At 60.0% G+C, this 23,198-nt stretch carries 22 protein-coding genes and 2 tRNA genes; 21 read left to right on the top strand and 3 right to left on the bottom strand.

Translation table 11 applies throughout. The features are described 5' to 3' along the window. Positions 1 to 110 precede the first annotated feature (110 nt). Together KXR72_RS10775 and KXR72_RS10770 are read left to right on the top strand one after the other, a co-directional pair. Positions 111 to 545 carry a type II toxin-antitoxin system RatA family toxin gene (locus KXR72_RS10775; protein ID WP_437421102.1) on the top strand — a complete coding sequence of 145 codons (435 nt, stop codon included), beginning with the start codon at positions 111 to 113 and terminating at the stop codon, positions 543 to 545. Then, entirely contained in the window at positions 538 to 858 is a 321-nt protein-coding gene (locus KXR72_RS10770; RefSeq protein ID WP_437421101.1) for an RnfH family protein, read from the top strand. The genes KXR72_RS10775 and KXR72_RS10770 overlap by 8 nt, the downstream gene beginning before the upstream one ends. Positions 859 to 905: 47 nt before the next feature. On the opposite strand, the gene KXR72_RS10765 is transcribed toward KXR72_RS10770, so the two are convergent. Then, positions 906 to 1,424 (bottom strand): outer membrane protein assembly factor BamE, encoded by a 519-nt coding sequence (locus KXR72_RS10765; RefSeq protein WP_437421100.1) that lies wholly within the window; start codon positions 1,422 to 1,424, stop codon positions 906 to 908. A gap of 94 nt (positions 1,425 to 1,518) precedes the next feature. Here KXR72_RS10765 and fur point away from each other — a divergent pair, with 94 nt between their 5' ends. Beyond that, positions 1,519 to 1,926 (top strand): ferric iron uptake transcriptional regulator, encoded by a 408-nt coding sequence (gene fur / locus KXR72_RS10760; RefSeq protein WP_437421099.1) that lies wholly within the window; start codon positions 1,519 to 1,521, stop codon positions 1,924 to 1,926. Between the two features lie 204 nt (positions 1,927 to 2,130). On the opposite strand, the gene recN is transcribed toward fur, so the two are convergent. Further along, on the bottom strand, positions 2,131 to 3,804 hold the full coding sequence (recN, locus tag KXR72_RS10755) for a DNA repair protein RecN (protein ID WP_437421098.1): 1,674 nt from the start codon (positions 3,802 to 3,804) through the stop codon (positions 2,131 to 2,133). A 230-nt stretch (positions 3,805 to 4,034) separates the two neighbouring features. Between recN and grpE the strand changes: the two genes are divergently transcribed. From grpE to KXR72_RS10715, 8 genes are all read left to right on the top strand, one after another. Continuing rightward, entirely contained in the window at positions 4,035 to 4,604 is a 570-nt protein-coding gene (grpE, locus tag KXR72_RS10750; RefSeq protein ID WP_437421097.1) for a nucleotide exchange factor GrpE, read from the top strand. Positions 4,605 to 4,698: 94 nt separating this feature from the next. Further along, positions 4,699 to 6,612, top strand: coding sequence for a molecular chaperone DnaK (gene dnaK / locus KXR72_RS10745; protein WP_437421096.1), 1,914 nt, complete (start codon positions 4,699 to 4,701; stop codon positions 6,610 to 6,612). A gap of 162 nt (positions 6,613 to 6,774) precedes the next feature. Further along, positions 6,775 to 7,902, top strand: coding sequence for a molecular chaperone DnaJ (dnaJ, locus tag KXR72_RS10740; RefSeq protein ID WP_437421095.1), 1,128 nt, complete (start codon positions 6,775 to 6,777; stop codon positions 7,900 to 7,902). Between the two features lie 83 nt (positions 7,903 to 7,985). After that, the gene (gene dapB / locus KXR72_RS10735) at positions 7,986 to 8,792 is read left to right on the top strand and encodes a 4-hydroxy-tetrahydrodipicolinate reductase (protein WP_437421094.1); all 807 of its coding nucleotides are present in this window, start codon (positions 7,986 to 7,988) and stop codon (positions 8,790 to 8,792) included. A 180-nt stretch (positions 8,793 to 8,972) separates the two neighbouring features. Then, the gene (gene carA, locus KXR72_RS10730) at positions 8,973 to 10,121 is read left to right on the top strand and encodes a glutamine-hydrolyzing carbamoyl-phosphate synthase small subunit (RefSeq protein ID WP_437421093.1); all 1,149 of its coding nucleotides are present in this window, start codon (positions 8,973 to 8,975) and stop codon (positions 10,119 to 10,121) included. A gap of 30 nt (positions 10,122 to 10,151) precedes the next feature. Further along, entirely contained in the window at positions 10,152 to 13,373 is a 3,222-nt protein-coding gene (gene carB / locus KXR72_RS10725) for a carbamoyl-phosphate synthase large subunit (RefSeq protein ID WP_437421092.1), read from the top strand. Next, a complete protein-coding gene (greA, locus tag KXR72_RS10720) occupies positions 13,370 to 13,849 on the top strand; it encodes a transcription elongation factor GreA (protein ID WP_437421091.1) in 480 nt (159 codons plus the stop codon). The genes carB and greA overlap by 4 nt, the downstream gene beginning before the upstream one ends. A gap of 10 nt (positions 13,850 to 13,859) precedes the next feature. Further along, on the top strand, positions 13,860 to 14,258 hold the full coding sequence (locus tag KXR72_RS10715) for a DUF4149 domain-containing protein (RefSeq protein ID WP_437421090.1): 399 nt from the start codon (positions 13,860 to 13,862) through the stop codon (positions 14,256 to 14,258). A gap of 7 nt (positions 14,259 to 14,265) precedes the next feature. Here the strand turns inward: KXR72_RS10715 and KXR72_RS10710 are convergent, their stop codons facing one another. Beyond that, positions 14,266 to 14,577: a YhbY family RNA-binding protein gene (locus tag KXR72_RS10710; protein ID WP_437421089.1), complete on the bottom strand. Its 312-nt coding sequence runs from the start codon at positions 14,575 to 14,577 to the stop codon at positions 14,266 to 14,268. An 82-nt stretch (positions 14,578 to 14,659) separates the two neighbouring features. On the opposite strand from KXR72_RS10710, the gene rlmE reads away from it, so the two are divergent. The 10 genes from rlmE (at position 14,660) to nusA (ending at position 23,198) form a co-directional block, all read left to right on the top strand. Continuing rightward, a complete protein-coding gene (gene rlmE / locus KXR72_RS10705; protein WP_437421088.1) occupies positions 14,660 to 15,295 on the top strand; it encodes a 23S rRNA (uridine(2552)-2'-O)-methyltransferase RlmE in 636 nt (211 codons plus the stop codon). Between the two features lie 193 nt (positions 15,296 to 15,488). Next, positions 15,489 to 17,399: an ATP-dependent zinc metalloprotease FtsH gene (ftsH, locus tag KXR72_RS10700; protein ID WP_437421087.1), complete on the top strand. Its 1,911-nt coding sequence runs from the start codon at positions 15,489 to 15,491 to the stop codon at positions 17,397 to 17,399. 14 nt (positions 17,400 to 17,413) lie between these two features. After that, positions 17,414 to 18,265: a dihydropteroate synthase gene (gene folP / locus KXR72_RS10695; protein WP_437421086.1), complete on the top strand. Its 852-nt coding sequence runs from the start codon at positions 17,414 to 17,416 to the stop codon at positions 18,263 to 18,265. Between the two features lie 8 nt (positions 18,266 to 18,273). Beyond that, positions 18,274 to 19,611 (top strand): phosphoglucosamine mutase, encoded by a 1,338-nt coding sequence (glmM, locus tag KXR72_RS10690; protein WP_437421085.1) that lies wholly within the window; start codon positions 18,274 to 18,276, stop codon positions 19,609 to 19,611. 65 nt (positions 19,612 to 19,676) lie between these two features. After that, the gene (tpiA, locus tag KXR72_RS10685; protein ID WP_437421084.1) at positions 19,677 to 20,432 is read left to right on the top strand and encodes a triose-phosphate isomerase; all 756 of its coding nucleotides are present in this window, start codon (positions 19,677 to 19,679) and stop codon (positions 20,430 to 20,432) included. Positions 20,433 to 20,436: 4 nt separating this feature from the next. Further along, complete coding sequence (secG, locus tag KXR72_RS10680; RefSeq protein ID WP_437421083.1) at positions 20,437 to 20,820, top strand: preprotein translocase subunit SecG; 384 nt, start codon at positions 20,437 to 20,439, stop codon at positions 20,818 to 20,820. A 7-nt stretch (positions 20,821 to 20,827) separates the two neighbouring features. Next, positions 20,828 to 20,913: transfer RNA gene (locus KXR72_RS10675), tRNA-Leu, on the top strand. A gap of 93 nt (positions 20,914 to 21,006) precedes the next feature. Then, a tRNA-Met gene (locus tag KXR72_RS10670) sits at positions 21,007 to 21,083 on the top strand. A 128-nt stretch (positions 21,084 to 21,211) separates the two neighbouring features. Next, the gene (gene rimP / locus KXR72_RS10665) at positions 21,212 to 21,670 is read left to right on the top strand and encodes a ribosome maturation factor RimP (RefSeq protein WP_437421082.1); all 459 of its coding nucleotides are present in this window, start codon (positions 21,212 to 21,214) and stop codon (positions 21,668 to 21,670) included. Positions 21,671 to 21,716: 46 nt separating this feature from the next. After that, the gene (gene nusA / locus KXR72_RS10660) at positions 21,717 to 23,198 is read left to right on the top strand and encodes a transcription termination factor NusA (protein ID WP_437421081.1); all 1,482 of its coding nucleotides are present in this window, start codon (positions 21,717 to 21,719) and stop codon (positions 23,196 to 23,198) included.

Here is a 23,198-nt window from a genome sequence, read left to right as displayed (position 1 = left end):
CTTATCCCAGACAATGACTTGTCCACCAGGGCTCGTGAAGGTGCGTCTGCCCGCCCTGGTCTCATCCGCGCCGTCGGCGAGGGCCGCTGACGAAGAAGTAGAAGGTCTTGATGACGACACATATCCAACGCTCGGCGTTGCTGCCATATCCGGCGCAGGCGCTGTTCGACATGGTCAACGATGTGGCCAGCTATCCCCAGTTCCTGCCCTGGTGTTCGGCGACCGAGGTCATTTCCAGCAGCGATTCGGAAATGCACGCGAGCATGACTGTGGCCAAAGCCGGTATCAGCCAGCGTTTCCTGACGCGCAACGAACTCCAGCCGGGCAAGCGCATCGAGATGAAGTTAGAGGAGGGGCCGTTCAGCCACCTCCACGGCATCTGGGAATTCAAAGCGCTTGGGGAAAAGGCCTGCAAGATCAGTCTTGATCTGACGTTCGACTACGCCGGGCCGCTGGTCAAGGCCACCTTGGGCCCGCTGTTCACCCAGGCCGCCAATACGTTGGTAGATGCGTTCTGTGATCGTGCTAAGCAGTTGTATGGATAGCGGAGTTATTGCCGTCGAGGTGGTGTACGCGCTGGCCGACAGGCAGAAGCTGCTGCAGCTGACCGTGCCGGCAGGCACGACGGCTCGGCAGGCTGCGCTGCAGTCGGGGATCGATGCTTATTTCCCCGGGCTCGATGTATCGTCTGCGCCGCTGGGTATCTTCGGCAAGGCCGTTCCGAAGCCGGATGAGCGTGTGCTGGAAGCGGGCGAGCGGGTGGAGATCTATCGGCCGCTCATCGCCGATCCGAAGGAGGTGCGTAAGCAGCGAGCTGCAAAGGCCGCGCGGAACAAGGCGGAAGGGGCGGTCGACTAGAGTATGCGCCAGCTATAAAAAAGCCCGGCAAGCCGGGCTTTTTTATGTCAGTCCGTTTCGATGCGTTCGGGGCTAGGAACCGGGACGGGCTCGGCGGCATCGACGTCGCGCTGGATCTCATCGAGCAGCGAGCCCGGCGCTGCCGGTTGTTCAGGCGTTGCAGCCGGTTGGGCGGGATTGGCCGCCTCACCAGCGGGGCGCTGTGTTCCAAGAATCGCTTCGTCGCGGCTTACGCCGGGTTTGAAGTCGCCTGCCAAGCCGGCCAGTTGATCATTGCCGTTGAAGACCAGGCTGACCCTCTCCTGTTGGCGCGGCCCGCCGCCCGGCTTGATGCTGTACAGATAATCCCAGCGGTTGGCGTGGAAGGTGTCGGTGATCAGCGGGTTGCCCATGATAAACCGCACTTGCGAGCGGGTCATTCCGGGGCGCAACTGGTCTATCATGTCCTGCGTGACGACATTGCCCTGTTGAATGTCGACCTTGTAAACCCCGGGGAATGAACAACCGGCGAGTGCGAACAGACCCACCAGGGTGAGGCTGGACAGCAGGAGCTTGGTCTTTTGCATCGGTAGGTGACTTCCACTATCTTGGCTGGGCAAAGACCCGGATCATACCCGCATTGAAGGAGGCTGCGAAACAGCAGCAGCGAGAAAGCCAACCATGGTTGAAAATAGCGAATTACGCAAAGCTGGGCTCAAGGTGACCCTGCCACGGGTCAAAATCCTGCAGATGTTGGACACTGCCGATCGGCGCCACATGAGTGCCGAAGACGTCTACAAGGCGTTGATGGAGGCCGGTGAAGATGTCGGGCTCGCGACGGTCTATCGCGTGCTGACCCAATTCGAAGCAGCCGGGCTGGTGGTGCGGCACAATTTCGACGGTGGCCACGCAGTCTTCGAATTGGCCGATAGCGGGCATCACGACCACATGGTGTGCGTGGACACGGGCGACGTCATCGAGTTCTTCGATTCGGATATCGAGAAGCTGCAGAAGGAGATCGTCAAGCGGCACGGCTACGAGCTGGTTGACCATAACCTGGTCCTCTATGTTCGCAAGAAGGAAAGCTGATAGGCCTTGCGTTATTGATGTAACGACTCCGGTGCCGTCTGAACGAAAACCCCGCTTTTGCGGGGTTTTCCGTTCAGTACATGCGTATGCCAGCATGGCCGTGTTGGCGCCGGTTCGTTATAGCGGGCGCGGCTGCGGTAGGCCCTCGGTCTATGAGAACGCGTGCTTGTTCGGCTAACCCTCTGTCCGCGTCTGGATGTTGGCTTACGCCTGGGCAGAGCCGATCATCTGCCGCGCATGGGCTAGGGCCTGTTCGGTCAGGTCGACGCCGCCGAGCATGCGCGCGATTTCCTCCACCCGCTCACTGCCTTCCAGTGCCGCTACCGCCGTGTGGGTTTCATCGCGGCCGCGCGCCTTGTGCACGAAGAGGTGATGATGCCCTTGGGCGGCAACCTGAGGCAGATGGGTGACGGTCAGCACCTGGCCACGCTCGCCGAGCCTACGCAGCAGTTGCCCGACCACTTCCGCGGTAGGTCCACCGATTCCGACGTCCACTTCATCGAAGACCAGCGTGGGGATGCGAGACGTCTGAGCGGTGATGACTTGGATCGCCAGGCTGATCCGAGATAGTTCACCGCCCGAGGCGACTTTCGCCAATGGCCGCAGTGGTTGTCCGGGGTTGGCGCTGACGAGGAATTCAACCTGCTCCATGCCGTGCGGCACGGGGTCGCCATCAGCCATAGGTTTAAGGGTGACGCTGAAACGGCCGCCGGGCATGCCCAGGCGCTGGATCTCGCTTTCGACGGCTCTGCCGAGCGATTCGGCTGCCTGCTGCCGCGCCTCGCTGAGCGCCTGTGCTTTCTCGCTGTAATGACGAGCATAAGCGGCCAATTCCTCGGCAAGCTGTTCCACCGCATCGTCGTCCGCATTAAGGCTTTCCAGTTCCTCCAGCAAACGCTGCTGCAGCGTGGGCAAGTCTGCTGGTTGGACGCGATGCTTGCGTGCAAGGGTGTAGATGCTGTCCAGGCGCTCTTCGAGCCATTGCTGGCGCTGCGGGTCGGAGTCGAAGTGATCGAGGAAACGGTTTAGCTCCCCGACGGCTTCTTCGACCTGGATTTGCGCGCTGGAGAGCAAGTTAACCGCTTCGCCGAGTGCGCCGGGCTGATGTTGAAACGCCGTCAAACGGTTGAGGCTGGCCGTTAACGCCGAGAGCACATTACCCGCGTCGCTTTCGCTGCACATGTCCAGCACCTGGCGACAGGCGCCGAGCAGTTGCTCGGCATTGGCGAGGTTTTTGTGCTCCTGTTCGAGCTGCTCCAGCTCATCCTCACCGAGGGCCAGGGTTTCCAACTCTTCGAGTTGATAGCTGAGCAGCTGGTGCCGTGCTCGCTGTTCGTCACTGCTATCACTCAATCGTTCCAGACTCTGGCGTGTCTGCCGCCAGCGCTGCGCGGCCAACTGCACCTGTCGAGCCAGTTCCTGGCTGCCGCTGTATTCGTCGAGCAAGCGCCGGTGGGTATCGAGCTTGAGCAGTGATTGATGCTCATGCTGGCTATGGATGTCTATGAGCAGCTCCCCCAGCGCCTTCAGGTCACCTTGCGGACAGGGGGTGCCATTGATGTAGCCGCGCGAGCGACCTTCGGCAGTGATCACTCGACGCAGGATGCATGGGCCGTCGTTGTCGAGGTCGCGCTCGGCCAGCCAGGCGCGGGCGTCGGGGATGTCGTCCAGGTCGAAGCTGGCGAGGATGTCGGCCTTGTCCGCGCCGATGCGTACCACGCTGCTGTCAGCGCGGTCGCCCAATGTAAGGCCGAGCGCGTCTAGCATGATCGACTTGCCGGCACCGGTTTCGCCGCTGATGACGCTCATGCCGCGTTTCAGCTCGAGATCCAGGTGTTCGACAATGGCGTAATTGTGGACGGACAGATGAACCAGCATGACGGGCTCCCGGTTTGGCGTGGCTGGCTATTTATACAGTGGTTCGGCTGGCCGCTACAAGCTGGCCTTCCCAGTGGCCTGTAAATAAATCAAGCGGGTCGGGTAGGAGTGATTCGTCGAACCCTACGACGCGCTGGAGTACTTATTCGCCCTTGAAGCCTGAGTCATCGTCCCCATATAGCGGCACAAGCGCGGGCGACGCCCGCTGATGTCTCGATGAGGAGGACCGCATGGCCGACGAGCAGAACCTGGACAACCAGATCCCGGAAGAGAACGAGCAAGAGCAGGCCGAGGTGGCTGAAGACCTGGCTGCTCGAGTGCAGTCGCTTGAAGAGCAGTTAGCGGCGGCGCAGGACCAGTCTTTGCGTGTCGCGGCCGAGCTGCAAAATATCCGTCGCCGCGCAGAGCAAGACGTCGAAAAGGCCCACAAGTTTGCCTTGGAGAAGTTTGCCGGTGACCTGCTGGCCGTCGCCGACAGCCTGGAGCGTGGGCTTGAGCTGTCGAATCCGGATGACGATGCCGTCAAGCCGATGCGCGAAGGCGTCGAGCTGACCCTCAAGCTGCTGCTCGACACCCTGGCTCGTCACCATCTGGAGCCGGTCAACCCCCAAGGCGAGCCGTTCAATCCCGAGCATCACCAGGCGATGGCAATGGAAGAGAGCACTCACGCCGAGCCTGGCAGCGTGCTCAAGGTGTTCCAGAAGGGCTACCTGCTCAACGGGCGTCTGCTGCGGCCAGCGATGGTCGTGGTGAGCAAGGCGCCAGCGCAAACCCCGCCTTCGATCGACGAGAAGGCTTGAATTTCGGCGACAGACCCCCATCTGGTAGCCAAGCGTTTTTGTTACCCGCAGCCGGTGAACAGGCGCGGACCAATCAAAAGTTCGGAGAGAAACAATGGGCAAGATCATCGGTATCGACTTGGGAACGACCAACTCCTGCGTCTCCATTCTGGAAAACGGCAAGGCCAAGGTCATCGAGAACGCCGAAGGCGGCCGCACGACCCCGTCGATCATCGCGTACGCCAGCGATGGTGAGACCTTGGTCGGCCAGTCCGCCAAGCGTCAGGCGGTAACCAATCCGCAGAACACCCTTTATGCGGTTAAGCGCCTCATCGGCCGCCGTTTCGAAGAAGATGTCGTCCAGAAGGACATCAAGATGGTGCCCTACAGCATCGTCAAAGCCGATAACGGTGACGCCTGGGTGGAAGTGAAGGGTCAGAAGATGGCCCCGCCGCAGATCAGTGCCGAAGTGCTGAAGAAGATGAAGAAAACCGCCGAAGACTATCTCGGCGAGCCTGTGACCGAGGCGGTGATTACGGTTCCGGCCTACTTCAATGACAGCCAGCGCCAGGCTACCAAGGATGCGGGCCGCATTGCCGGGCTGGAAGTCAAGCGCATCATCAATGAGCCGACCGCAGCCGCACTGGCCTATGGCATGGATAAGGCCAAGGGCGATCACACCGTGATCGTCTATGACCTGGGCGGCGGTACGTTCGACGTATCGGTCATCGAGATCGCCGAAGTGGACGGCGAGCACCAGTTCGAAGTGTTGGCCACCAATGGCGACACCTTCCTCGGTGGTGAGGACTTCGACATTCGCCTGATCGACTACCTCGTCGACGAGTTCAAGAAAGAGTCCGGCATGAACCTCAAGGGCGACCCGCTGGCTATGCAGCGCCTGAAAGAGGCGGCCGAGAAGGCGAAGATCGAGCTGTCCTCCAGTCAGCAGACCGATGTCAACCTGCCATATATCACGGCCGACGCGACCGGTCCGAAGCACCTGAACGTGAAGATTTCTCGTGCCAAGCTCGAGGCGCTGGTTGAGGACCTGGTGCAGCGCACCATCGAGCCGTGCCGTCTGGCCATGAAAGATGCCGGCATCGACGCCTCCAAGATCGACGACGTCATCCTGGTCGGTGGCCAGACTCGCATGCCGCTGGTGCAGCAGAAGGTGGCCGAATTCTTCGGCAAGGAAGCGCGCAAGGACGTCAACCCGGACGAAGCTGTTGCCATGGGTGCCGCCATTCAGGGTGCCGTTCTGGCGGGCGACGTCAAGGACGTACTGCTGCTCGACGTATCCCCGCTGACCCTGGGTATCGAAACCATGGGTGGCGTGATGACCGCGCTGATCGAAAAGAACACCACTATCCCGACCAAGAAGTCGCAAGTGTTCTCCACGGCAGACGACAACCAGAGCGCCGTGACCATTCACGTGCTGCAAGGCGAGCGCAAGCAGGCGGCGCAGAACAAGTCGCTGGGTCGTTTCGACCTGGCCGAGATTCCGCCGGCGCCGCGTGGCGTGCCGCAGATCGAGGTTACCTTCGACATCGACGCCAACGGCATCCTGCACGTGTCGGCGAAGGACAAGGCGACCGGTAAGCATCAGTCCATCGTGATCAAGGCCAACTCCGGTCTGTCCGAGGAGGAAATCGAGCAGATGGTGCGTGACGCCGAGGCCAACGCCGAGGAAGACCGTAAGTTCGAGGAACTGGTCACCGTGCGCAACCAGGGCGATCAGCTGGTCCATGCGACCCGCAAGATGCTGACCGAGGCCGGCGACAAGGCGTCCGAGGAAGACAAGGCCACCATCGAGAAGGCCATCGGCGAACTGGAAGTTGCGATCAAAGGCGACGACAAAGCCGAGATCGAGGCGAAGATCGCTGCGGTCTCCCAGGCGTCCACGCCTTTGGCGCAGAAGATGTACGCCGAGCAGCCGCAGGGCGGCGAAGGCGAGCAGGCCGGCAACAACGGTCAGGCCGGCGACGATGTCGTCGACGCTGAGTTCGAAGAGGTCAAGGACAACAAGTAAGCTGCGGCTTGTGTCCCCCTTGAGCGGGGGCATGGCGGCGTCCGTCGACGATGCCGCCTTTCGCTCCAGCCCGTCTCGTTCGAAGCGGGCCTGATCGCCGCGCGGGGGCTTGCTCCCGCGTCGGCGTGTCTGGAGGGTACGAATTGAAGGTTCAGGATATCTATGGCCAAACGTGATTATTACGAAGTGCTGGGCGTCGAGCGTGGCGCCAGCGAGGCGGAGCTGAAGAAGGCTTATCGTCGTCTCGCGATGAAGCACCATCCGGACCGTAATCCCGGAGACAAAGCCGCTGAAGAAGCGTTCAAGGAGGCCAACGAGGCTTACGAAGTGCTGTCCGATGCGAGCAAGCGTCAGGCCTACGACCAATACGGTCATGCCGGCGTCGATCCGCAGATGGGGGCGGGCGCTGGGGCTGCTTATGGCGGGGCGAATTTCTCCGACATCTTCGGTGATGTCTTCAGCGATTTCTTTGCCGGTGGACGTGGCAGTTCCCGTGGCGGCGCCCAGCGTGGCAGCGACCTGCGCTACACCTTGGAGCTCGATCTTGAAGAGGCCGTGCGCGGTACGACGGTAACTATCCGCGTGCCTACGTTGGTCGAGTGCAAGACCTGCGACGGCTCCGGTGCGAAGAAGGGCACCAGCCCAGTGACCTGTACCACCTGCGGCGGCATTGGCCAGGTGCGCATGCAACAGGGCTTTTTCTCTGTACAGCAGACGTGCCCGCGCTGCCATGGCAGCGGCAAGATGATTTCCGACCCTTGCGGCAGTTGCCATGGCCAGGGCCGTGTCGAAGAGCAAAAGACCCTATCGGTCAAGGTGCCGCCGGGTGTCGATACGGGTGACCGCATTCGGCTGACCGGCGAGGGCGAGGCTGGTGCGCAGGGCGGGCCAGCCGGCGACCTCTACGTGGTGGTCAATGTACGCGAGCACCCGATTTTTCAGCGCGACGGCAAACATCTCTTCTGCGAGGTGCCCATTAGCTTCGCTGACGCGGCGCTGGGTGGCGAGCTCGAGGTGCCGACCCTCGACGGTCGCGTCAAGCTGAAGATTCCGGAAGGAACCCAGACCGGCAAACAGTTCCGCCTGCGCGGCAAAGGCGTTGCCCCTGTACGCGGGGGCGCCGCAGGCGACCTGCTCTGTCGCGTTGCGGTGGAGACGCCGGTCAATCTCAGCAAGCGCCAGCGTGAGATGCTCGAAGAGTTCCGTGGGACCCTGCAGGGCGACACCTCTCATTCACCGAAGGCCAGTGGCTGGTTCGAAGGTGTGAAGCGATTTTTCGGCGATGTTTGAGTAGGGAGCTGGATGTCAATCGGCAGCCTGTAGTGCGCCGGAGTGGCTTCCATCTTCCGGCTTCCAGCTTGGAGCGATGAGATATGCGACGTATAGCAGTGACGGGCGCCGCCGGGCGCATGGGCAAGACGCTCGTGGAAGCGGTGCAGCAGACCGGCGGCGCAGCGGGCCTGACGGCGGCGATCGATCGTCCCGACAGCACACTGGTCGGTGCTGATGCCGGCGAGCTTGCTGCCATCGGGCGGCTCGGGGTGCCCCTGATTGGCGACGTAGCGAAAGTTGTCGAAGAGTTCGACGTGCTGATCGACTTCACCCATCCATCGGTCACCCTGAAGAACCTCGAAGTGTGTCGGCGCGCAGGTAAGGCCATGGTGATTGGTACTACCGGGTTCACCGAGGATGAGAAGGAGCGGCTCGCGGTCGCTGCGCAGGACATTCCGATCGTCTTCGCCGCGAATTTCAGCGTCGGCGTCAACCTCTGCCTCAAGTTGCTCGACACGGCGGCGCGTGTCCTGGCTGATGAAGTGGACATCGAGATCATCGAGGCGCATCACCGTCATAAGCTCGATGCACCTTCTGGCACGGCGCTACGCATGGGTGAAGTGGTCGCCGGTGCGCTCGGGCGTGAGTTGCGAGACGTGGCTGTCTACGGGCGGGAGGGTCAAACCGGTGCGCGTGATCGTTCCACCATTGGCTTCGCTACCGTGCGCGCGGGCGATATTGTCGGTGACCACACTGTGCTGTTCGCGGCCGAAGGCGAGCGCGTCGAGATCACACACAAGGCGTCCAGTCGCATGACCTTCGCCAAGGGGGCGGTGCGTGCTGCGCTCTGGCTCGAGCAGCGGCCGGCCGGCTTGTATGACATGCAGGACGTGCTCGGACTGCGCTGAGTGGGCCGCTGGGCGGATTTCGTCTGGACCTGAAAGGGCCGTTTCTGTAAGCTTTCCGTTTTAGTGTGTCCACTAAAAGTTGCGCAGAAATGACTCAAACAAAAAGCGGGATGACCTTCACACGTCATCCCGCTTTTTTACAATCTGCGCCTGCTTCAGCCTAGATCTTAGGGAGGTCTCTTGACTAAGCCAGCTCCTACGCCAGCCATACTGGCCCTTGCCGACGGCAGCATTTTCCGCGGTGAATCCATTGGCGCCGACGGGCAGACCATCGGAGAGGTGGTATTCAATACCGCCATGACCGGCTATCAGGAAATCCTTACCGATCCTTCCTACGCCAAGCAAATCGTCACTCTGACCTACCCGCATGTGGGCAACACCGGTACCACGCCGGAAGATGCCGAGTCATGGAAGGTATGGGCTGCGGGCTTGGTCATTCGTGATCTGCCATTGACCTCAAGCAACTGGCGTGAAAAACAGACACTGCCTGAATATCTGAAAGCCAACGGCACCGTCGCCATTGCCGGTATTGATACCCGCCGCCTGACCCGCATCCTCCGCGAGAAGGGCGCTCAAGACGGCTGCATCCTGGCAGGTCCTGACGCGACCGAAGAAAAGGCGCTGGAGCTTGCGCGCAGCTTCCCGGGTCTCAAGGGCATGGACCTGGCCAAGGAGGTCAGTGTCAAGGATCGCTACGAGTGGCGCTCGACGGTCTGGAACCTGAAGGATGACGGCCACGCCGAAATCCCGGCCAGCGAGCTGCCGTACCATGTCGTCGCCTTCGACTACGGCGTGAAGTACAACATCCTGCGCATGCTGGTTGCGCGCGGCTGCCGCGTCACCGTGCTGCCTGCGCAGACGCCTGCCAGCGAGGCTCTGGCGCTGAATCCTGATGGCATCTTCCTGGCCAACGGCCCTGGCGATCCGGAGCCCTGTGACTACGCCATCAAGGCGATACAGGAGGTCCTGGAAACCGATATTCCAGTGTTCGGCATCTGCCTGGGTCACCAACTGCTGGCCCTTGCATCGGGCGCCAAGACAGTGAAGATGCCGAGCGGCCATCACGGCGCCAACCATCCGGTTCAGGATCTGGATACCGGCGTGGTGATGATTACCAGCCAGAACCACGGTTTCGCCGTGGAAGAGTCCAGTTTGCCGAGCAATCTGCGTGCGACGCACAAGTCGCTGTTCGATGGCACGCTGCAAGGTATCGAGCGCACCGACAAGGTGGCCTTCAGTTTCCAGGGGCACCCTGAGGCGAGTCCCGGCCCACATGACGTGGCGCCGCTGTTCGACCGCTTCATCGATGCCATGGCCAAGCGCCACTAAGCCCGCCGAGCACAGAATTCGAGAGAGACCATGCCAAAACGTACAGATATCAAAAGCATCCTGATCCTTGGCGCCGGCCCGATCGTTATCGGCCAGGCGTGCGAGTTCGATTACTCCGGTGCACAGGCGTGCAAGGCGCTGCGCGAAGAAGGTTTCCGCGTCATTCTGGTGAACTCCAACCCGGCCACCATCATGACCGACCCGGCCATGGCCGACGCGACCTACATCGAGCCGATCAAGTGGGCCACCGTAGCCAAGATCATCGAGAAGGAGCGTCCCGACGCGCTGCTGCCGACCATGGGCGGCCAGACCGCGCTGAACTGCGCGCTGGATCTGGAAAAGCATGGTGTGCTGGAAAAATTCGGCGTCGAGATGATCGGTGCCAATGCCGACACTATCGACAAGGCCGAAGATCGCTCACGCTTCGACAAGGCGATGAAGAACATCGGCCTGGCCTGCCCGGTTTCCGGAATCGCCCACAACATGGACGAAGCCTACGGCGTCCTCGAAAAGGTCGGATTCCCTTGCATCATCCGTCCGTCATTCACCATGGGTGGCACCGGCGGCGGCATTGCCTACAACCGTGAAGAGTTCGAAGAGATCTGCGCGCGCGGCCTCGACCTGTCGCCGACAAGCGAGCTGCTTATCGACGAATCGCTGATCGGCTGGAAGGAATACGAGATGGAGGTGGTCCGCGACAAAAAGGACAACTGCATCATCGTCTGCGCCATCGAGAACTTCGATCCGATGGGTGTCCACACCGGCGACTCCATCACCGTCGCCCCGGCCCAGACCCTGACCGACAAGGAATACCAGATCCTGCGCAACGCCTCGCTGGCGGTGCTGCGTGAGATCGGCGTGGAAACCGGCGGCTCCAACGTGCAGTTCGGTATCTGCCCGAACACGGGCCGCATGGTCGTGATCGAGATGAACCCACGTGTGTCGCGCTCCTCCGCGCTGGCTTCCAAGGCTACCGGCTTCCCGATCGCCAAGATCGCGGCGAAGCTGGCCGTCGGTTATACCCTCGACGAGCTGCAGAACGACATCACCGGCGGTCGCACCCCGGCATCCTTCGAGCCGGCGATCGACTACGTCGTCACCAAAATCCCGCGTTTTGCCTTCGAAAAGTTTCCCAAGGCGGATGCTCGCCTGACCACCCAGATGAAGTCCGTCGGCGAAGTCATGGCCATCGGTCGTACCTTCCAGGAGTCCGTGCAGAAAGCGCTGCGCGGTCTGGAAGTGGGTGTGTCCGGCTTCGATCCGAAGCTCGATCTGGCCGATCCCGAGAGCGAAAGCACGCTCAAGCGCGAGCTGACCGTGCCGGGCGCGGACCGCATCTGGTATGTCGCCGATGCCTTCCGTGCCGGCAAGTCCGTCGCGGAAGTCTTCGACCTGACGCGCATCGATGAGTGGTTCCTGGTGCAGATCGAGGATCTGATCAAGGAAGAAGAGCAGATCAAGACACTGGGTCTGTCCAGCATCGATCGTGACGTGATGTACAAGCTCAAGCGCAAAGGCTTCTCCGACGCGCGCCTGGCCAAGCTGCTCGGCGTGACCGAAAAGAACCTGCGTGCTCATCGGCACAAGCTGAAGGTCCTGCCGGTCTACAAGCGCGTTGACACCTGCGCGGCCGAGTTCGCGACCGATACCGCCTACATGTACTCGACCTACGAGGAAGAGTGCGAGGCCAACCCGTCGAGCCGCGACAAGATCATGATCCTCGGTGGCGGCCCCAACCGCATCGGCCAGGGCATCGAGTTCGACTACTGCTGCGTGCACGCGGCACTGGCGATGCGTGACGACGGTTACGAGACCATCATGGTCAACTGCAACCCGGAAACCGTCTCCACCGACTATGACACCTCGGATCGGCTCTACTTCGAGCCGGTGACCCTGGAAGACGTGCTGGAAATCGTGCGTGTCGAGCAGCCCAAGGGCGTCATCGTGCAGTATGGTGGCCAGACGCCGCTGAAACTGGCGCGTGCGCTTGAAGAAGCGGGCGTGCCGATCATCGGCACCAGCCCGGACGCCATCGACCGTGCCGAGGACCGCGAGCGTTTCCAGCAGATGGTCGAGCGCCTGAATCTGCGCCAACCGCCGAACGCGACTGCACGCAGCGAAGAAGAGGCCCTGGCGGCGTCCAAGGTCATCGGTTATCCGCTGGTGGTGCGTCCGTCCTACGTGTTGGGCGGTCGGGCGATGGAAATCGTCTACCAGGAAGAAGAACTCAAGCGTTACATGCGCGAGGCGGTGAAGGTTTCCAATGACAGTCCTGTGCTGCTGGACCACTTCCTAAACTGTGCCATTGAAGTCGACATCGATGCGGTCTGCGATGGCGAGCACGTGGTGATCGGCGCGATCATGCAGCATATTGAGCAGGCTGGTGTGCATTCCGGTGACTCGGCTTGCTCGCTGCCGCCGTATTCGCTGCCGGCGCACATACAGGACGAGATTCGCGACCAGGTCAAAAAGATGGCCCTGGAGCTTGGTGTCGTCGGCCTGATGAACGTGCAGATGGCAGTGCAGGGCGAGGACATCTTTGTTATCGAAGTGAACCCACGCGCCTCGCGGACCGTACCGTTCGTGTCCAAATGCATTGGTGTTTCGCTGGCGATGATTGCGGCTCGCGTCATGGCCGGCAAAACGTTAGCCGAAGTCGGGTTGACCGAAGAAATTATCCCGAACTTCTACAGCGTCAAGGAAGCGGTGTTCCCGTTCGCCAAGTTCCCGGGTGTCGACCCGATCCTCGGCCCGGAGATGAAGTCCACCGGCGAGGTGATGGGTGTGGGCGACAGCTTTGCCGAGGCGTTCGCCAAGGCACAGTTGGGCGCGAGTGAGATTTTGCCCAACAGCGGTTGCGCCTTTATCAGCGTGCGCGACGACGACAAGCCGGACGTCGCCGACGTTGCGCGCGCCCTTGTCGGCCTTGGCTTCGATGTCGTCGCTACGGCCGGGACCGCGAAGATCATCGAAGCGGCCGGTCTGCCGGTGCGTCGGGTCAATAAGGTGACCGAAGGTCGGCCTCATGTGGTCGACATGATCAAGAACGATGAGGTCACACTGATCATCAATACCACCGAGGGGCGTCAGTCCATCGCTGACTCCTACTCGATCCGTCGAAATGCCCTGCAGCACAAGATCTGCTGCACCACTACGTTGGCTGGTGGTCAGGCGATCTGTGAGGCGCTGAAGTTCGGTCCCGAGAAGACCGTGCGCCGCTTGCAGGATCTCCATGCAGGAATCAACGCATGACAACGAAATTCCCGATGACTGTCCAGGGCGCGCGCGCCCTGGAAGACGAACTCAAACACCTCAAGACCGAGCTGCGGCCTCAGATCACTCAGGCAATCGCGGAAGCGCGGGAGCTGGGTGACCTCAAGGAGAACGCCGAGTATCACGCTGCGCGTGAGCAGCAAGGCATGGTTGAGGCACGCATTCGCGATATCGAGGGCCGCCTGCAGAATGCTCAGGTCATCGATATTGCCAACATCCCACATACCGGCAAGGTGATCTTCGGAACGACGGTAGAAATCGCCAATGTTGAAACCGACGAGAGCGTGACCTACCAGATCGTTGGTGACGATGAAGCCGACATCAAGGCTGGAAAAATATCCGTCAGCTCACCGATTGCTCGTGCGCTGGTGGGCAAGGAAGAGGGCGACGTTGTGGTGGTGAAAACACCAAGTGGCGTAGTCGAGTACGAAATCGTCGAGGTCCGCCATCTCTGACCTTCGCCCTATGCGAGCTGCTGCGATCAGCTGGCAGCTGGCTCAGACGTTCTGGGTTGGCGGCCTTTGGCTGCTGCAGTTCGTCGTGCTTCCTGCCCTTGCTAAGTTCGGTCTGGCGCCGCTCTTGATTGAGGAAATTGGCGCGAGCCTCAGGCCGTTGCTGGTAGGCTTCGCCGCGTTTTGTGTCATGTTGCAGGCGCTGGTGCTTGTTCAGTGCCGTGGTTTCGCGAGCCTCTTGCAGGATGTGCGAGGGCAGTTGTTGGTAGCCGTTCTGCTGTTGGCGGCAAGTTTCTTCGCAGTCCGTGCGGGCGTGTTCCAGTCGGCCTATTGGCTGGTGTTCAGCTATCTGGTGATTGGATTGTGCGGGCTGTTGCTAGTGATTCAGTCCGCTCCCGGACGGGAGCGGTAGGACGGCTTCAGGCCTGATAGCGGTGCACGTTGGAGAGCTGCTTGTTGACCTTGGGGTTCTTGCGGTAAACCAGCGCCATCTTGCCGATTGTCTGGATCAACTCGCAACCGCCGAGCTGGCACAGCTCCTCGATTACGGCGTGACGCTCATCGCGCTCACTGAGGCGCAGCTGCACCTTGATCAGTTCATGATCATTCAATGCACGTTCCAGTTCGGCCTGTACGCCTTCGGTCAAGCCGTTTTCGGAAACGATCAGAACCGGCTTCAGATGGTGGCCGATGGATTTGTACTGTTTCTTCTGCTCGTTTGTGAGCGGCATAATTCGACCCTTGCGTCAGAACCCTGAAAAACGGCGACCAGTGTACCTGACACGCCCTGAGCCGCACAGATGAGGTAACAGCTTGGCACGCTCCAAGACCAGCCAACGTTGGCTGAAAGAACATTTCGACGACCCCTACGTGAAAATGGCGCAGCGCGACGGCTACCGTTCGCGTGCTAGCTACAAGCTGCTCGAAATTCAGGAAAAGGACCGTCTGCTTCGACCTGGCATGACCGTCGTGGATCTCGGCGCGGCGCCTGGCGGCTGGTCGCAGGTCGCTAGCCGCGTGATCGGTGACCGGGGTCGGCTGATCGCGTCTGACATTCTCCCGATGGACAGCATTGCCGATGTAGCCTTCGTGCTTGGCGACTTCACCGAAGACGCTGTGTTCGAGCAGATCCTTGAAGCTGTTGGGGATTCGCAAGTCGACCTTGTGATTTCCGACATGGCCCCCAACATGAGCGGTGTGAAGGTCGCAGACCAGGCGCGTGCCATGTTCCTATGCGAGTTGGCGCTGGATTTGGCCATGAAGGTACTCGCTCCAGGGGGTGACTTCCTGATCAAGATTTTCCAGGGTGAGGGCTTCGATGCATACCTGAAGGAGGTTCGCCAGAACTTCGACAAGGTCCAGATGCGCAAGCCACTGTCTTCGCGTGACCGCTCACGGGAGCAATACCTCCTGGCGCGTGGCTTTCGAGGGCTGGGTAACGAGGCTTGAGTGGCGTTGTCGTATCTGACAGCGGATTCCGGGCGCGACCGGTAGCCGATTTGCGGCTAGGATGTTTCATATAGGGTTACAGACCAGGCTGCCTGCTTCGCGGCGTTGTGTAGTAAGTTAAGCGAGCGAACCATAGGCCGTCCTGCAGGTTCCGAACAGTGGGCCCGCTCCAGAGGGTAGTGAATTGAACGACATGGCAAAAAACCTGATTCTTTGGTTGATCATCGCCGCAGTCCTTGTGACGGTGATGAACAACTTTTCGAGCCCGACCGAGCCCCAGACGCTCAACTATTCGGACTTCATCGAGCAGGTGAAGGAAGGTCGGGTCGAGCGTGTCACCGTCGACGGCTTCGTCATCACCGGCAAGCGCAGCGACGGCGACACCTTCAAGACGATCCGACCCGCTATTCAGGACAACGGCCTGATCGGCGACCTGATCAACAACAATGTGGTGATCGAGGGCAAGCAGCCGGAGCAGCAGAGCATTTGGACGCAGTTGCTGGTCGCCAGCTTCCCCATTTTGGTAATCATCGCGGTGTTCATGTTCTTCATGCGCCAGATGCAGGGGGGCGCTGGCGGTAAGGGTGGGCCGATGAGTTTCGGCAAAAGCAAGGCCCGGCTACTCTCGGAAGATCAGGTCAAGACCACTTTCGCGGACGTCGCGGGCTGTGACGAGGCGAAGGAAGAGGTTACCGAGCTGGTCGAGTTTCTACGTGATCCGGGCAAGTTCCAGCGTCTTGGTGGTCGCATCCCGCGTGGCGTGCTCATGGTCGGCTCTCCCGGTACCGGTAAGACGTTGTTGGCCAAGGCCGTCGCTGGCGAGGCCAAGGTGCCCTTCTTCACCATTTCAGGTTCGGACTTCGTCGAGATGTTCGTTGGTGTCGGCGCCAGTCGCGTCCGTGACATGTTCGAACAGGCGAAGAAGCACGCGCCTTGCATCATTTTCATTGACGAAATCGACGCCGTAGGTAGGCACCGTGGTGCGGGCCTCGGTGGCGGTCACGATGAGCGTGAGCAGACTCTCAACCAATTGTTGGTCGAGATGGATGGCTTCGAGATGAACGATGGCATCATCGTGATCGCCGCGACCAACCGCCCCGACGTACTGGACCCGGCTCTGCTTCGTCCGGGCCGCTTCGATCGCCAGGTTGTCGTCGGGCTGCCAGATATTCGGGGTCGTGAGCAGATTCTTAAAGTGCACATGCGCAAGGTGCCGCTGGGTGATAGCGTCGAGCCTGCTCTTATCGCTCGTGGCACGCCCGGATTCTCCGGCGCGGATTTGGCGAACCTCGTTAACGAGGCGTCCCTGTTCGCCGCTCGTGCTGGCAAGCGCTTGGTCGAGATGAAGGAATTTGAGTTGGCGAAGGACAAGATCATGATGGGCGCCGAGCGCAAGTCCATGGTGATGTCCGAAAAAGAGCGCCTCAATACGGCTTATCACGAGGCAGGTCATGCCATCGTGGGTCGCGTGGTACCCGAGCACGACCCGGTCTACAAGGTGTCGATCATTCCTCGCGGACGTGCACTTGGCGTCACAATGTTTCTTCCCGAGGAGGACCGCTACAGCTTGTCCAAGCGCGCGCTCATTAGTCAGATCTGTTCGCTGTTCGGTGGCCGCATTGCCGAAGAAATGACTCTTGGCTTCGATGGCGTTACGACGGGCGCGTCGAACGACATCATGCGCGCCACGCAATTGGCGCGGAACATGGTGACCAAGTGGGGCTTGTCAGAGAAGCTTGGTCCGTTGATGTATGCGGAGGAAGAAGGCGAGGTATTCCTGGGGCGCAGTGCCGGTAGCCAGCACGCTAATGTCTCAGGAGACACGGCGAAGCTCATCGACCTTGAGGTGCGTAGCATCATTGATCATTGTTACGGCACGGCGAAGCAAATCCTGGCCGATAACCGCGACAAACTCGATCTCATGGCCGAGACACTGATGAAGTATGAAACCATCGACTCTGACCAGATTGACGACATCATGGCTGGCCGCACGCCTCGCGAGCCGAGGGATTGGCAAGGCGGTGCGGGGCCGAGTGGAACGCCGATCCAGCCGGAGCCGGGTCGTCCGCAGACCCCCATCGGTGGCCCTGCTGGCGAGCATTGATCGAGCTTTTTTAGATGGCTGATGCGTTTCACCCAACCCGGCTGCCTTGTGGCAGCCGGGTTCTTGATTTATCTCGCCCGCACGTGATGGGTATCCTCAACGTAACGCCAGATTCGTTTTCCGATGGCGGACTGCATGCCGGCGTCGACGCCGCGTTGCATCATGCTCAGGAGATGGTCGCCGCTGGCGCTACGCTGATTGACGTCGGCGGTGAGTCGACCCGGCCTGGTGCGAAGGTCGTGTCGCCAGTCGAAGAGCTCGAGCGAGTCGCGCCGGTTGTGGAGGCGATTGCAAGTGAGCTGGATGTCATTATCTCCGTGGACACCTCGAGGCCTTCCGTCATGCAGGAAGTGGCGCGGCTAGGAGCAGGGATGATCAATGACGTTCGTTCTCTTTCGCGTGAGGGGGCGCTGGATGCGGCGCTGAACACTGGGCTGCCGGTTTGCCTCATGCACATGCGTGGCGAGCCGTCCGACATGCAGAACGATCCTCGATACGACGACATCGTTGCTGAGGTCGAGTGCTTTCTTGCGCAACGAATGCAGGCCTGTGTGGCTGCTGGGTTCGCTTCCGATCGGATCATTCTTGACCCTGGTTTCGGGTTCGCGAAGACGCTCGCGCATAACTTAAGCCTGTTTAACCAAATGGAGCGACTGCATCTGTTTGGGCGGCCGCTTCTGGTTGGGGTGTCGCGAAAAAGCATGATCGGTGGCGTACTGGGTCGCCCCGTAGGCGAGCGTCTGTACGGAAGCCTCGCGCTGGCGGCATTGGCCGTTGCCAAAGGTGCGAAGATCTTGCGGGTTCATGACGTGGCGGAGACCGTCGACGTAGTAAGAATGATTGCTGCAGTTCAGGCGGCAGACTAGGAATAGACATGAGCAGAAAATATTTTGGAACCGACGGCATTCGTGGGCACGTTGGTCAGTTTCCGATCACGCCTGATTTTATGCTCAAGCTGGGATGGGCGGCGGGTATGGCGTTCCGCAAGCAGGGGAAGTGCCGGATTTTGATCGGTAAGGACACGCGAATATCCGGCTATATGTTCGAGTCGGCGTTGCAAGCGGGGCTCTCGGCTGCCGGTGCCGACGTGCTGCTTCTCGGCCCGATGCCGACGCCTGCGGTCGCTTACCTGACCCGGACCTTCCATGCGGATGCAGGGATTGTGATCAGTGCGTCCCACAACCCTCATCACGACAATGGCATCAAGTTCTTTTCCGGACGCGGGACCAAGTTGCCCGATGAAGTCGAACTGATGATCGAGGAGCTGCTGGATGCGCCGATGACTGTCGTGGATTCCGCGCAGTTGGGCAAGGCGTCGCGTATCAACGACGCCGCCGGGCGCTACATTGAGTTTTGTAAGAGCAGCGTCCCGACCAGTACTGACTTTGCGGGCCTTAAAGTCGTCTTGGACTGCGCGCACGGCGCAACCTACAAAGTTGCGCCCAGTGTATTCCGGGAGCTGGGGGCTGACGTGGTTGTAACGGCGGCACAGCCCGATGGCTTGAACATCAATGCAGGCGTTGGTTCGACCCACGTCGAGCAGTTGCAGAAGGCGGTCGTCGAGCATGGGGCTGACTTGGGTATCGCGTTCGATGGTGATGGCGACCGCGTAATGATGGTCGATCATACCGGCGCCCAGGTCGACGGTGACGAGCTGCTATACATCATCGCTTCAGATCTACAGGATCGAGGTCGACTGAAGGGCGGCGTCGTCGGCACGCTTATGAGCAATCTAGGGCTTGAGCTGGCACTCAAGGACCGTGAGATTCCCTTCACGCGCGCCAAGGTCGGAGATCGATACGTCATGGCCGAGATGCTGGATCGTCAGTGGGTGCTTGGTGGCGAGAATTCAGGGCATATCGTGTGTGCTCAGCACGTTACTACAGGCGACGCCATTATCGCCGCGCTGCAGGTCCTCCTGGCGCTGCGGCACCGCGATCAAAGCTTGGCGCAGGCTCGTCTCGCATTGAAGAAATGCCCGCAAGTGTTGATCAACGTCCGTCTCGCCGGCTCGCATGATCCTATTGGTGACCCAAAGGTTCAGTCTGCTTGCGACAGTGTTACACAGCGAATGGCTGGGCGCGGTCGGGTGCTTCTCCGCAAGTCCGGCACTGAGCCGCTGGTGCGCGTGATGGTGGAGGGCGATGATGAGGCTCAGGTGCGTGGCTACGCTCAGGAGCTGGCAGATGTCGTCAAAAAAGTTTGTGCGTGATCGCGCTTGCCAGACGGTTTTTCCTTGAGTACCATCTGCGCCCACTTTGACCGACGAGGTAAACGATGCGTCGCCCATTGGTAGCTGGTAACTGGAAAATGAACGGTACCCGCGCCAGCGTCGCTGAGTTGATGGTCTCGTTGAGTGAGCAGGAGCTTCCTGCTTCGGTAGAGGTTGTGGTATTTCCCTCTTGCGTGCATATCGCGCAGGTGGTCGCCGGGCTGAGCGGTCGGCCGATTGCCGTAGGTGCGCAGAATTGCGCTGGGCAAATTGGGTTTGGTGCGTTGACCGGCGAGGTATCGCCTGAGCAGTTGGTGGATGCTGGCTGCAAATGGGTTCTGGTAGGTCACTCCGAGCGACGCCTGGTTCTGGGCGAAAGCGACGAGGCGGTAGGTCGGAAGTTTGTGGCATCACTTGATTGCGGCCTGACCCCTGTGTTGTGTCTGGGTGAAACGCTGGAAGAGCGTGAATCCGGTAAGACGCTTGATGTGGTGGACCGACAGCTGACAAAGGTCCTGGATGTCGCAGGTATCGAGGCTTTCGCAGGTGCGGTTGTGGCGTATGAGCCTGTATGGGCTATCGGTTCGGGGCTGACGGCTACACCGGCTCAGGCCCAAGAGGTGCATGCCGCCATTCGTGAGCGGCTGGCTCGTGAAGATCGCGGGGTCGCCGCTGGTATCCGGCTTTTGTACGGCGGGAGCGTCAAGGCCGAAAACGCCGGAGAGCTTTTCGGTATGGCGGATATCGATGGGGGGCTGATCGGTGGCGCCTCGTTGAAAGCGAACGAATTCGGCTCGATTTGTCGGGCTGCTGGGGGCTGATCAGATGTTGCAGACTGTTGTGATTGTGGTGCATCTGCTGGTTGCCATCGGTGTGGTTGCGTTGGTGTTGCTGCAGCAAGGAAAGGGCGCAGATGCAGGTGCTTCTTTTGGTTCGGGTGCTTCTGCAACCGTTTTTGGAAGCCAAGGTTCTGCTACCTTTCTTAGTCGGTTTACTGCTATACTGGCGGGCGTTTTTTTTATGACCAGTCTTGGGCTTGGCTTCTTCGCTGCACAGCAAGCAGGTCGTCTGTCTCAGGAAGGTTTGCCGGATCCTGCGGTTCTTGAGGTTCCGGCTAATAAAGCGGAAGAGGGTGATGTACCTGTCCTCGAGTCCGCGCCGTCTACTTCTCCTGCTGACGAAGTTCCGCAGATTGAGGAGCAGAAGTAAGGTTTTTGCCGAGGTGGTGGAATTGGTAGACACGCTACCTTGAGGTGGTAGTGGCCATAGGCTGTAGGGGTTCGAGTCCCCTCCTCGGTACCAAACAAGCAGGCCCGCAGATGCGGGCTTTCTTGTTTCTAATGTTATTGGTTGACCTTTGGTCAAGTGCGGTCGTATAATTCGTGCCCAGTTTGACGCGGGGTGGAGCAGTCTGGTAGCTCGTCGGGCTCATAACCCGAAGGTCGTTGGTTCAAATCCAGCCCCCGCAACCAGTGATGAGAAGCCCCTATCGAGGGGCTTTTTATTGTTTCGAGCCAGGTCGCCGGCATTTCTACAGGCGGTCAATAGGGATGGGCGTTTCGCCCATTTTTCATTTTTACGGCATGCACGAGGGACTTCGATGTCGAGCAAGCTAGAACAGTTGCAGGCCTTGTTGGCCCCAGTGGTCGAGGCGCTCGATTACCAGTGCTGGGGTATCGAGTTCATCTCGCAAGGTCGTCATTCGCTGCTGCGGATTTATATCGATCACCCAAACGGCATTCAGGTCGATGACTGCGAGAAGGTCAGCCGGCAATTGAGCGGCGTCCTCGATGTAGAGGACCCTATCAGCACGGATTACACGCTTGAAGTTTCGTCTCCCGGGATGGACCGGCCGTTGTTCACGCTCGAGCAGTACGCGGCGCATGTCGGCGACCAGGTGAAAATCAAGCTACGGTCGCCTTTCGAAGGGCGACGTAATTTTCAGGGCTTGCTCCGTGGGGTCGAGGAGCAGGACGTGGTGGTGCTGGTCGATGATCACGAGTATCTCCTGCCTGTCGATTTGATCGACAAGGCCAACATCATTCCCCGATTCGATTGAGCGCGGATCCGCGGACCCCAATGGATTGCGAAAGGCGAGGCGTACGATGAGCAAAGAAGTACTGCTGGTTGTGGAGTCGGTCTCCAACGAAAAAGGCGTACCGGCTGGTGTGATTTTCGAAGCATTGGAGCTGGCATTGGCCACTGCTACCAAGAAGCGGTTCGAAGACGAGGTAGACCTGCGTGTCGAGATCAATCGGCACAACGGCAGTTACGAGACGTTCCGGCGCTGGACGGTTGTCGAGGAAGAAGAGTTCGACGATCCGGCGCACCAACTCACGGAAGATATGGAACAAGCCCGTCAGGCCAATGCTAAGGTCGGGGACGTGCTAGAAGAAAAGGTCGAGTCGATCGAATTCGGTCGCATCGCTGCGCAGACCGCCAAGCAGGTCATCGTTCAGAAGGTCCGTGAAGCTGAGCGTGCTCAGGTGGTCGAGGCTTACCGCGATCGTCTTGGTGAAATCATCTCCGGGACAGTAAAGAAGGTGACCCGCGACAGTGTCATTGTCGACCTGGGCAATAACGCCGAAGCCTTGCTTGCTCGCGAAGACATCATTTCCCGCGAAACCTTCCGGGTAGGCGCTCGGGTTCGGGCATTGCTCAATGAAATTCGTACTGAGAACCGTGGCCCGCAGTTGATTCTTTCGCGCACCGCGCCTCAGATGTTGATTGAGCTGTTCCGCATTGAAGTGCCGGAAATCGCTGAAGGCCTCATTGAAGTCATGGGCGCTTCGCGTGATCCGGGTTCGCGGGCGAAAATCGCAGTCCGTTCCAAGGACAAGCGTATCGATCCGCAAGGCGCCTGCATCGGTATGCGAGGTTCCCGTGTTCAGGCAGTTTCTGGCGAAATTGGTGGCGAGCGGGTGGATATCGTGCTGTGGGACGAAAATCCCGCGCAGTTCGTTATTAACGCCATGGCTCCAGCTGAAGTCGCTGCGATCATTGTCGATGAGGATGCCCACGCGATGGATATCGCTGTTGGCGAGGACAATCTGGCGCAGGCCATTGGCCGTGGTGGTCAGAACGTGCGACTGGCCAGCCAGTTGACGGGCTGGACGCTGAACGTGATGACCGAGGCGGACATCCAGACCAAGCAGCAGGAAGAAACCGGCGACATCCTACGCAGCTTCATCGAAGAGTTGGATGTCGACGAGGAGCTGGCTCAGGTGCTCGTCGAGGAAGGGTTCACCTCCCTCGAGGAGGTCGCGTACGTCCCGATGGAGGAGATGCTCGGCATCGAAGGCTTTGACGAAGACATCGTCAATGAATTGCGGACCCGCGCCAAGGATCGCTTGCTTACCAAGGCGATCGCGACGGAGGAGAAACTGGCAGACGCCCAACCGGCCGATGATCTACTCGAGCTGGACGGCATGAACAAGGAACTGGCGGTCGAGTTGGCAATGCGGGGCGTCATTACCCGCGAAGACCTGGCCGAGCAGTCGATTGACGACCTGCTCGACATAGACGGCATCGATGAAGAACGTGCCGGCAAGCTGATCATGGCCGCCCGAGCCCATTGGTTCGAGTAA

Origin of the sequence: Stutzerimonas chloritidismutans, from assembly GCF_051486945.1 — a bacterium.
Taxonomy (GTDB): domain Bacteria; phylum Pseudomonadota; class Gammaproteobacteria; order Pseudomonadales; family Pseudomonadaceae; genus Stutzerimonas; species Stutzerimonas chloritidismutans_B.
This window is presented reverse-complemented; position numbering and strand designations above follow the sequence as displayed.

Excerpts from the sequence above, each read along its gene's own strand:
- grpE (WP_437421097.1), top strand. The coding sequence starts at position 4,035 with ATGGCCGACGAGCAGAACCTGGACAACCAGATCCCGGAAGAGAACGAG.
- folP (WP_437421086.1), top strand. The coding sequence starts at position 17,414 with ATGGCTGATGCGTTTCACCCAACCCGGCTGCCTTGTGGCAGCCGGGTT.
- glmM (WP_437421085.1), top strand. The coding sequence starts at position 18,274 with ATGAGCAGAAAATATTTTGGAACCGACGGCATTCGTGGGCACGTTGGT.
- dnaK (WP_437421096.1), top strand. The coding sequence starts at position 4,699 with ATGGGCAAGATCATCGGTATCGACTTGGGAACGACCAACTCCTGCGTC.
- secG (WP_437421083.1), top strand. The coding sequence starts at position 20,437 with ATGTTGCAGACTGTTGTGATTGTGGTGCATCTGCTGGTTGCCATCGGT.
- tpiA (WP_437421084.1), top strand. The coding sequence starts at position 19,677 with ATGCGTCGCCCATTGGTAGCTGGTAACTGGAAAATGAACGGTACCCGC.
- dnaJ (WP_437421095.1), top strand. The coding sequence starts at position 6,775 with ATGGCCAAACGTGATTATTACGAAGTGCTGGGCGTCGAGCGTGGCGCC.
- greA (WP_437421091.1), top strand. The coding sequence starts at position 13,370 with ATGACAACGAAATTCCCGATGACTGTCCAGGGCGCGCGCGCCCTGGAA.
- dapB (WP_437421094.1), top strand. The coding sequence starts at position 7,986 with ATGCGACGTATAGCAGTGACGGGCGCCGCCGGGCGCATGGGCAAGACG.
- KXR72_RS10770 (WP_437421101.1), top strand. The coding sequence starts at position 538 with ATGGATAGCGGAGTTATTGCCGTCGAGGTGGTGTACGCGCTGGCCGAC.
- recN (WP_437421098.1), bottom strand. The coding sequence starts at position 3,804 with ATGCTGGTTCATCTGTCCGTCCACAATTACGCCATTGTCGAACACCTG.
- ftsH (WP_437421087.1), top strand. The coding sequence starts at position 15,489 with ATGGCAAAAAACCTGATTCTTTGGTTGATCATCGCCGCAGTCCTTGTG.
- KXR72_RS10715 (WP_437421090.1), top strand. The coding sequence starts at position 13,860 with ATGCGAGCTGCTGCGATCAGCTGGCAGCTGGCTCAGACGTTCTGGGTT.
- rimP (WP_437421082.1), top strand. The coding sequence starts at position 21,212 with ATGTCGAGCAAGCTAGAACAGTTGCAGGCCTTGTTGGCCCCAGTGGTC.
- KXR72_RS10775 (WP_437421102.1), top strand. The coding sequence starts at position 111 with ATGACGACACATATCCAACGCTCGGCGTTGCTGCCATATCCGGCGCAG.
- carB (WP_437421092.1), top strand. The coding sequence starts at position 10,152 with ATGCCAAAACGTACAGATATCAAAAGCATCCTGATCCTTGGCGCCGGC.
- KXR72_RS10765 (WP_437421100.1), bottom strand. The coding sequence starts at position 1,424 with ATGCAAAAGACCAAGCTCCTGCTGTCCAGCCTCACCCTGGTGGGTCTG.
- KXR72_RS10710 (WP_437421089.1), bottom strand. The coding sequence starts at position 14,577 with ATGCCGCTCACAAACGAGCAGAAGAAACAGTACAAATCCATCGGCCAC.
- nusA (WP_437421081.1), top strand. The coding sequence starts at position 21,717 with ATGAGCAAAGAAGTACTGCTGGTTGTGGAGTCGGTCTCCAACGAAAAA.
- fur (WP_437421099.1), top strand. The coding sequence starts at position 1,519 with ATGGTTGAAAATAGCGAATTACGCAAAGCTGGGCTCAAGGTGACCCTG.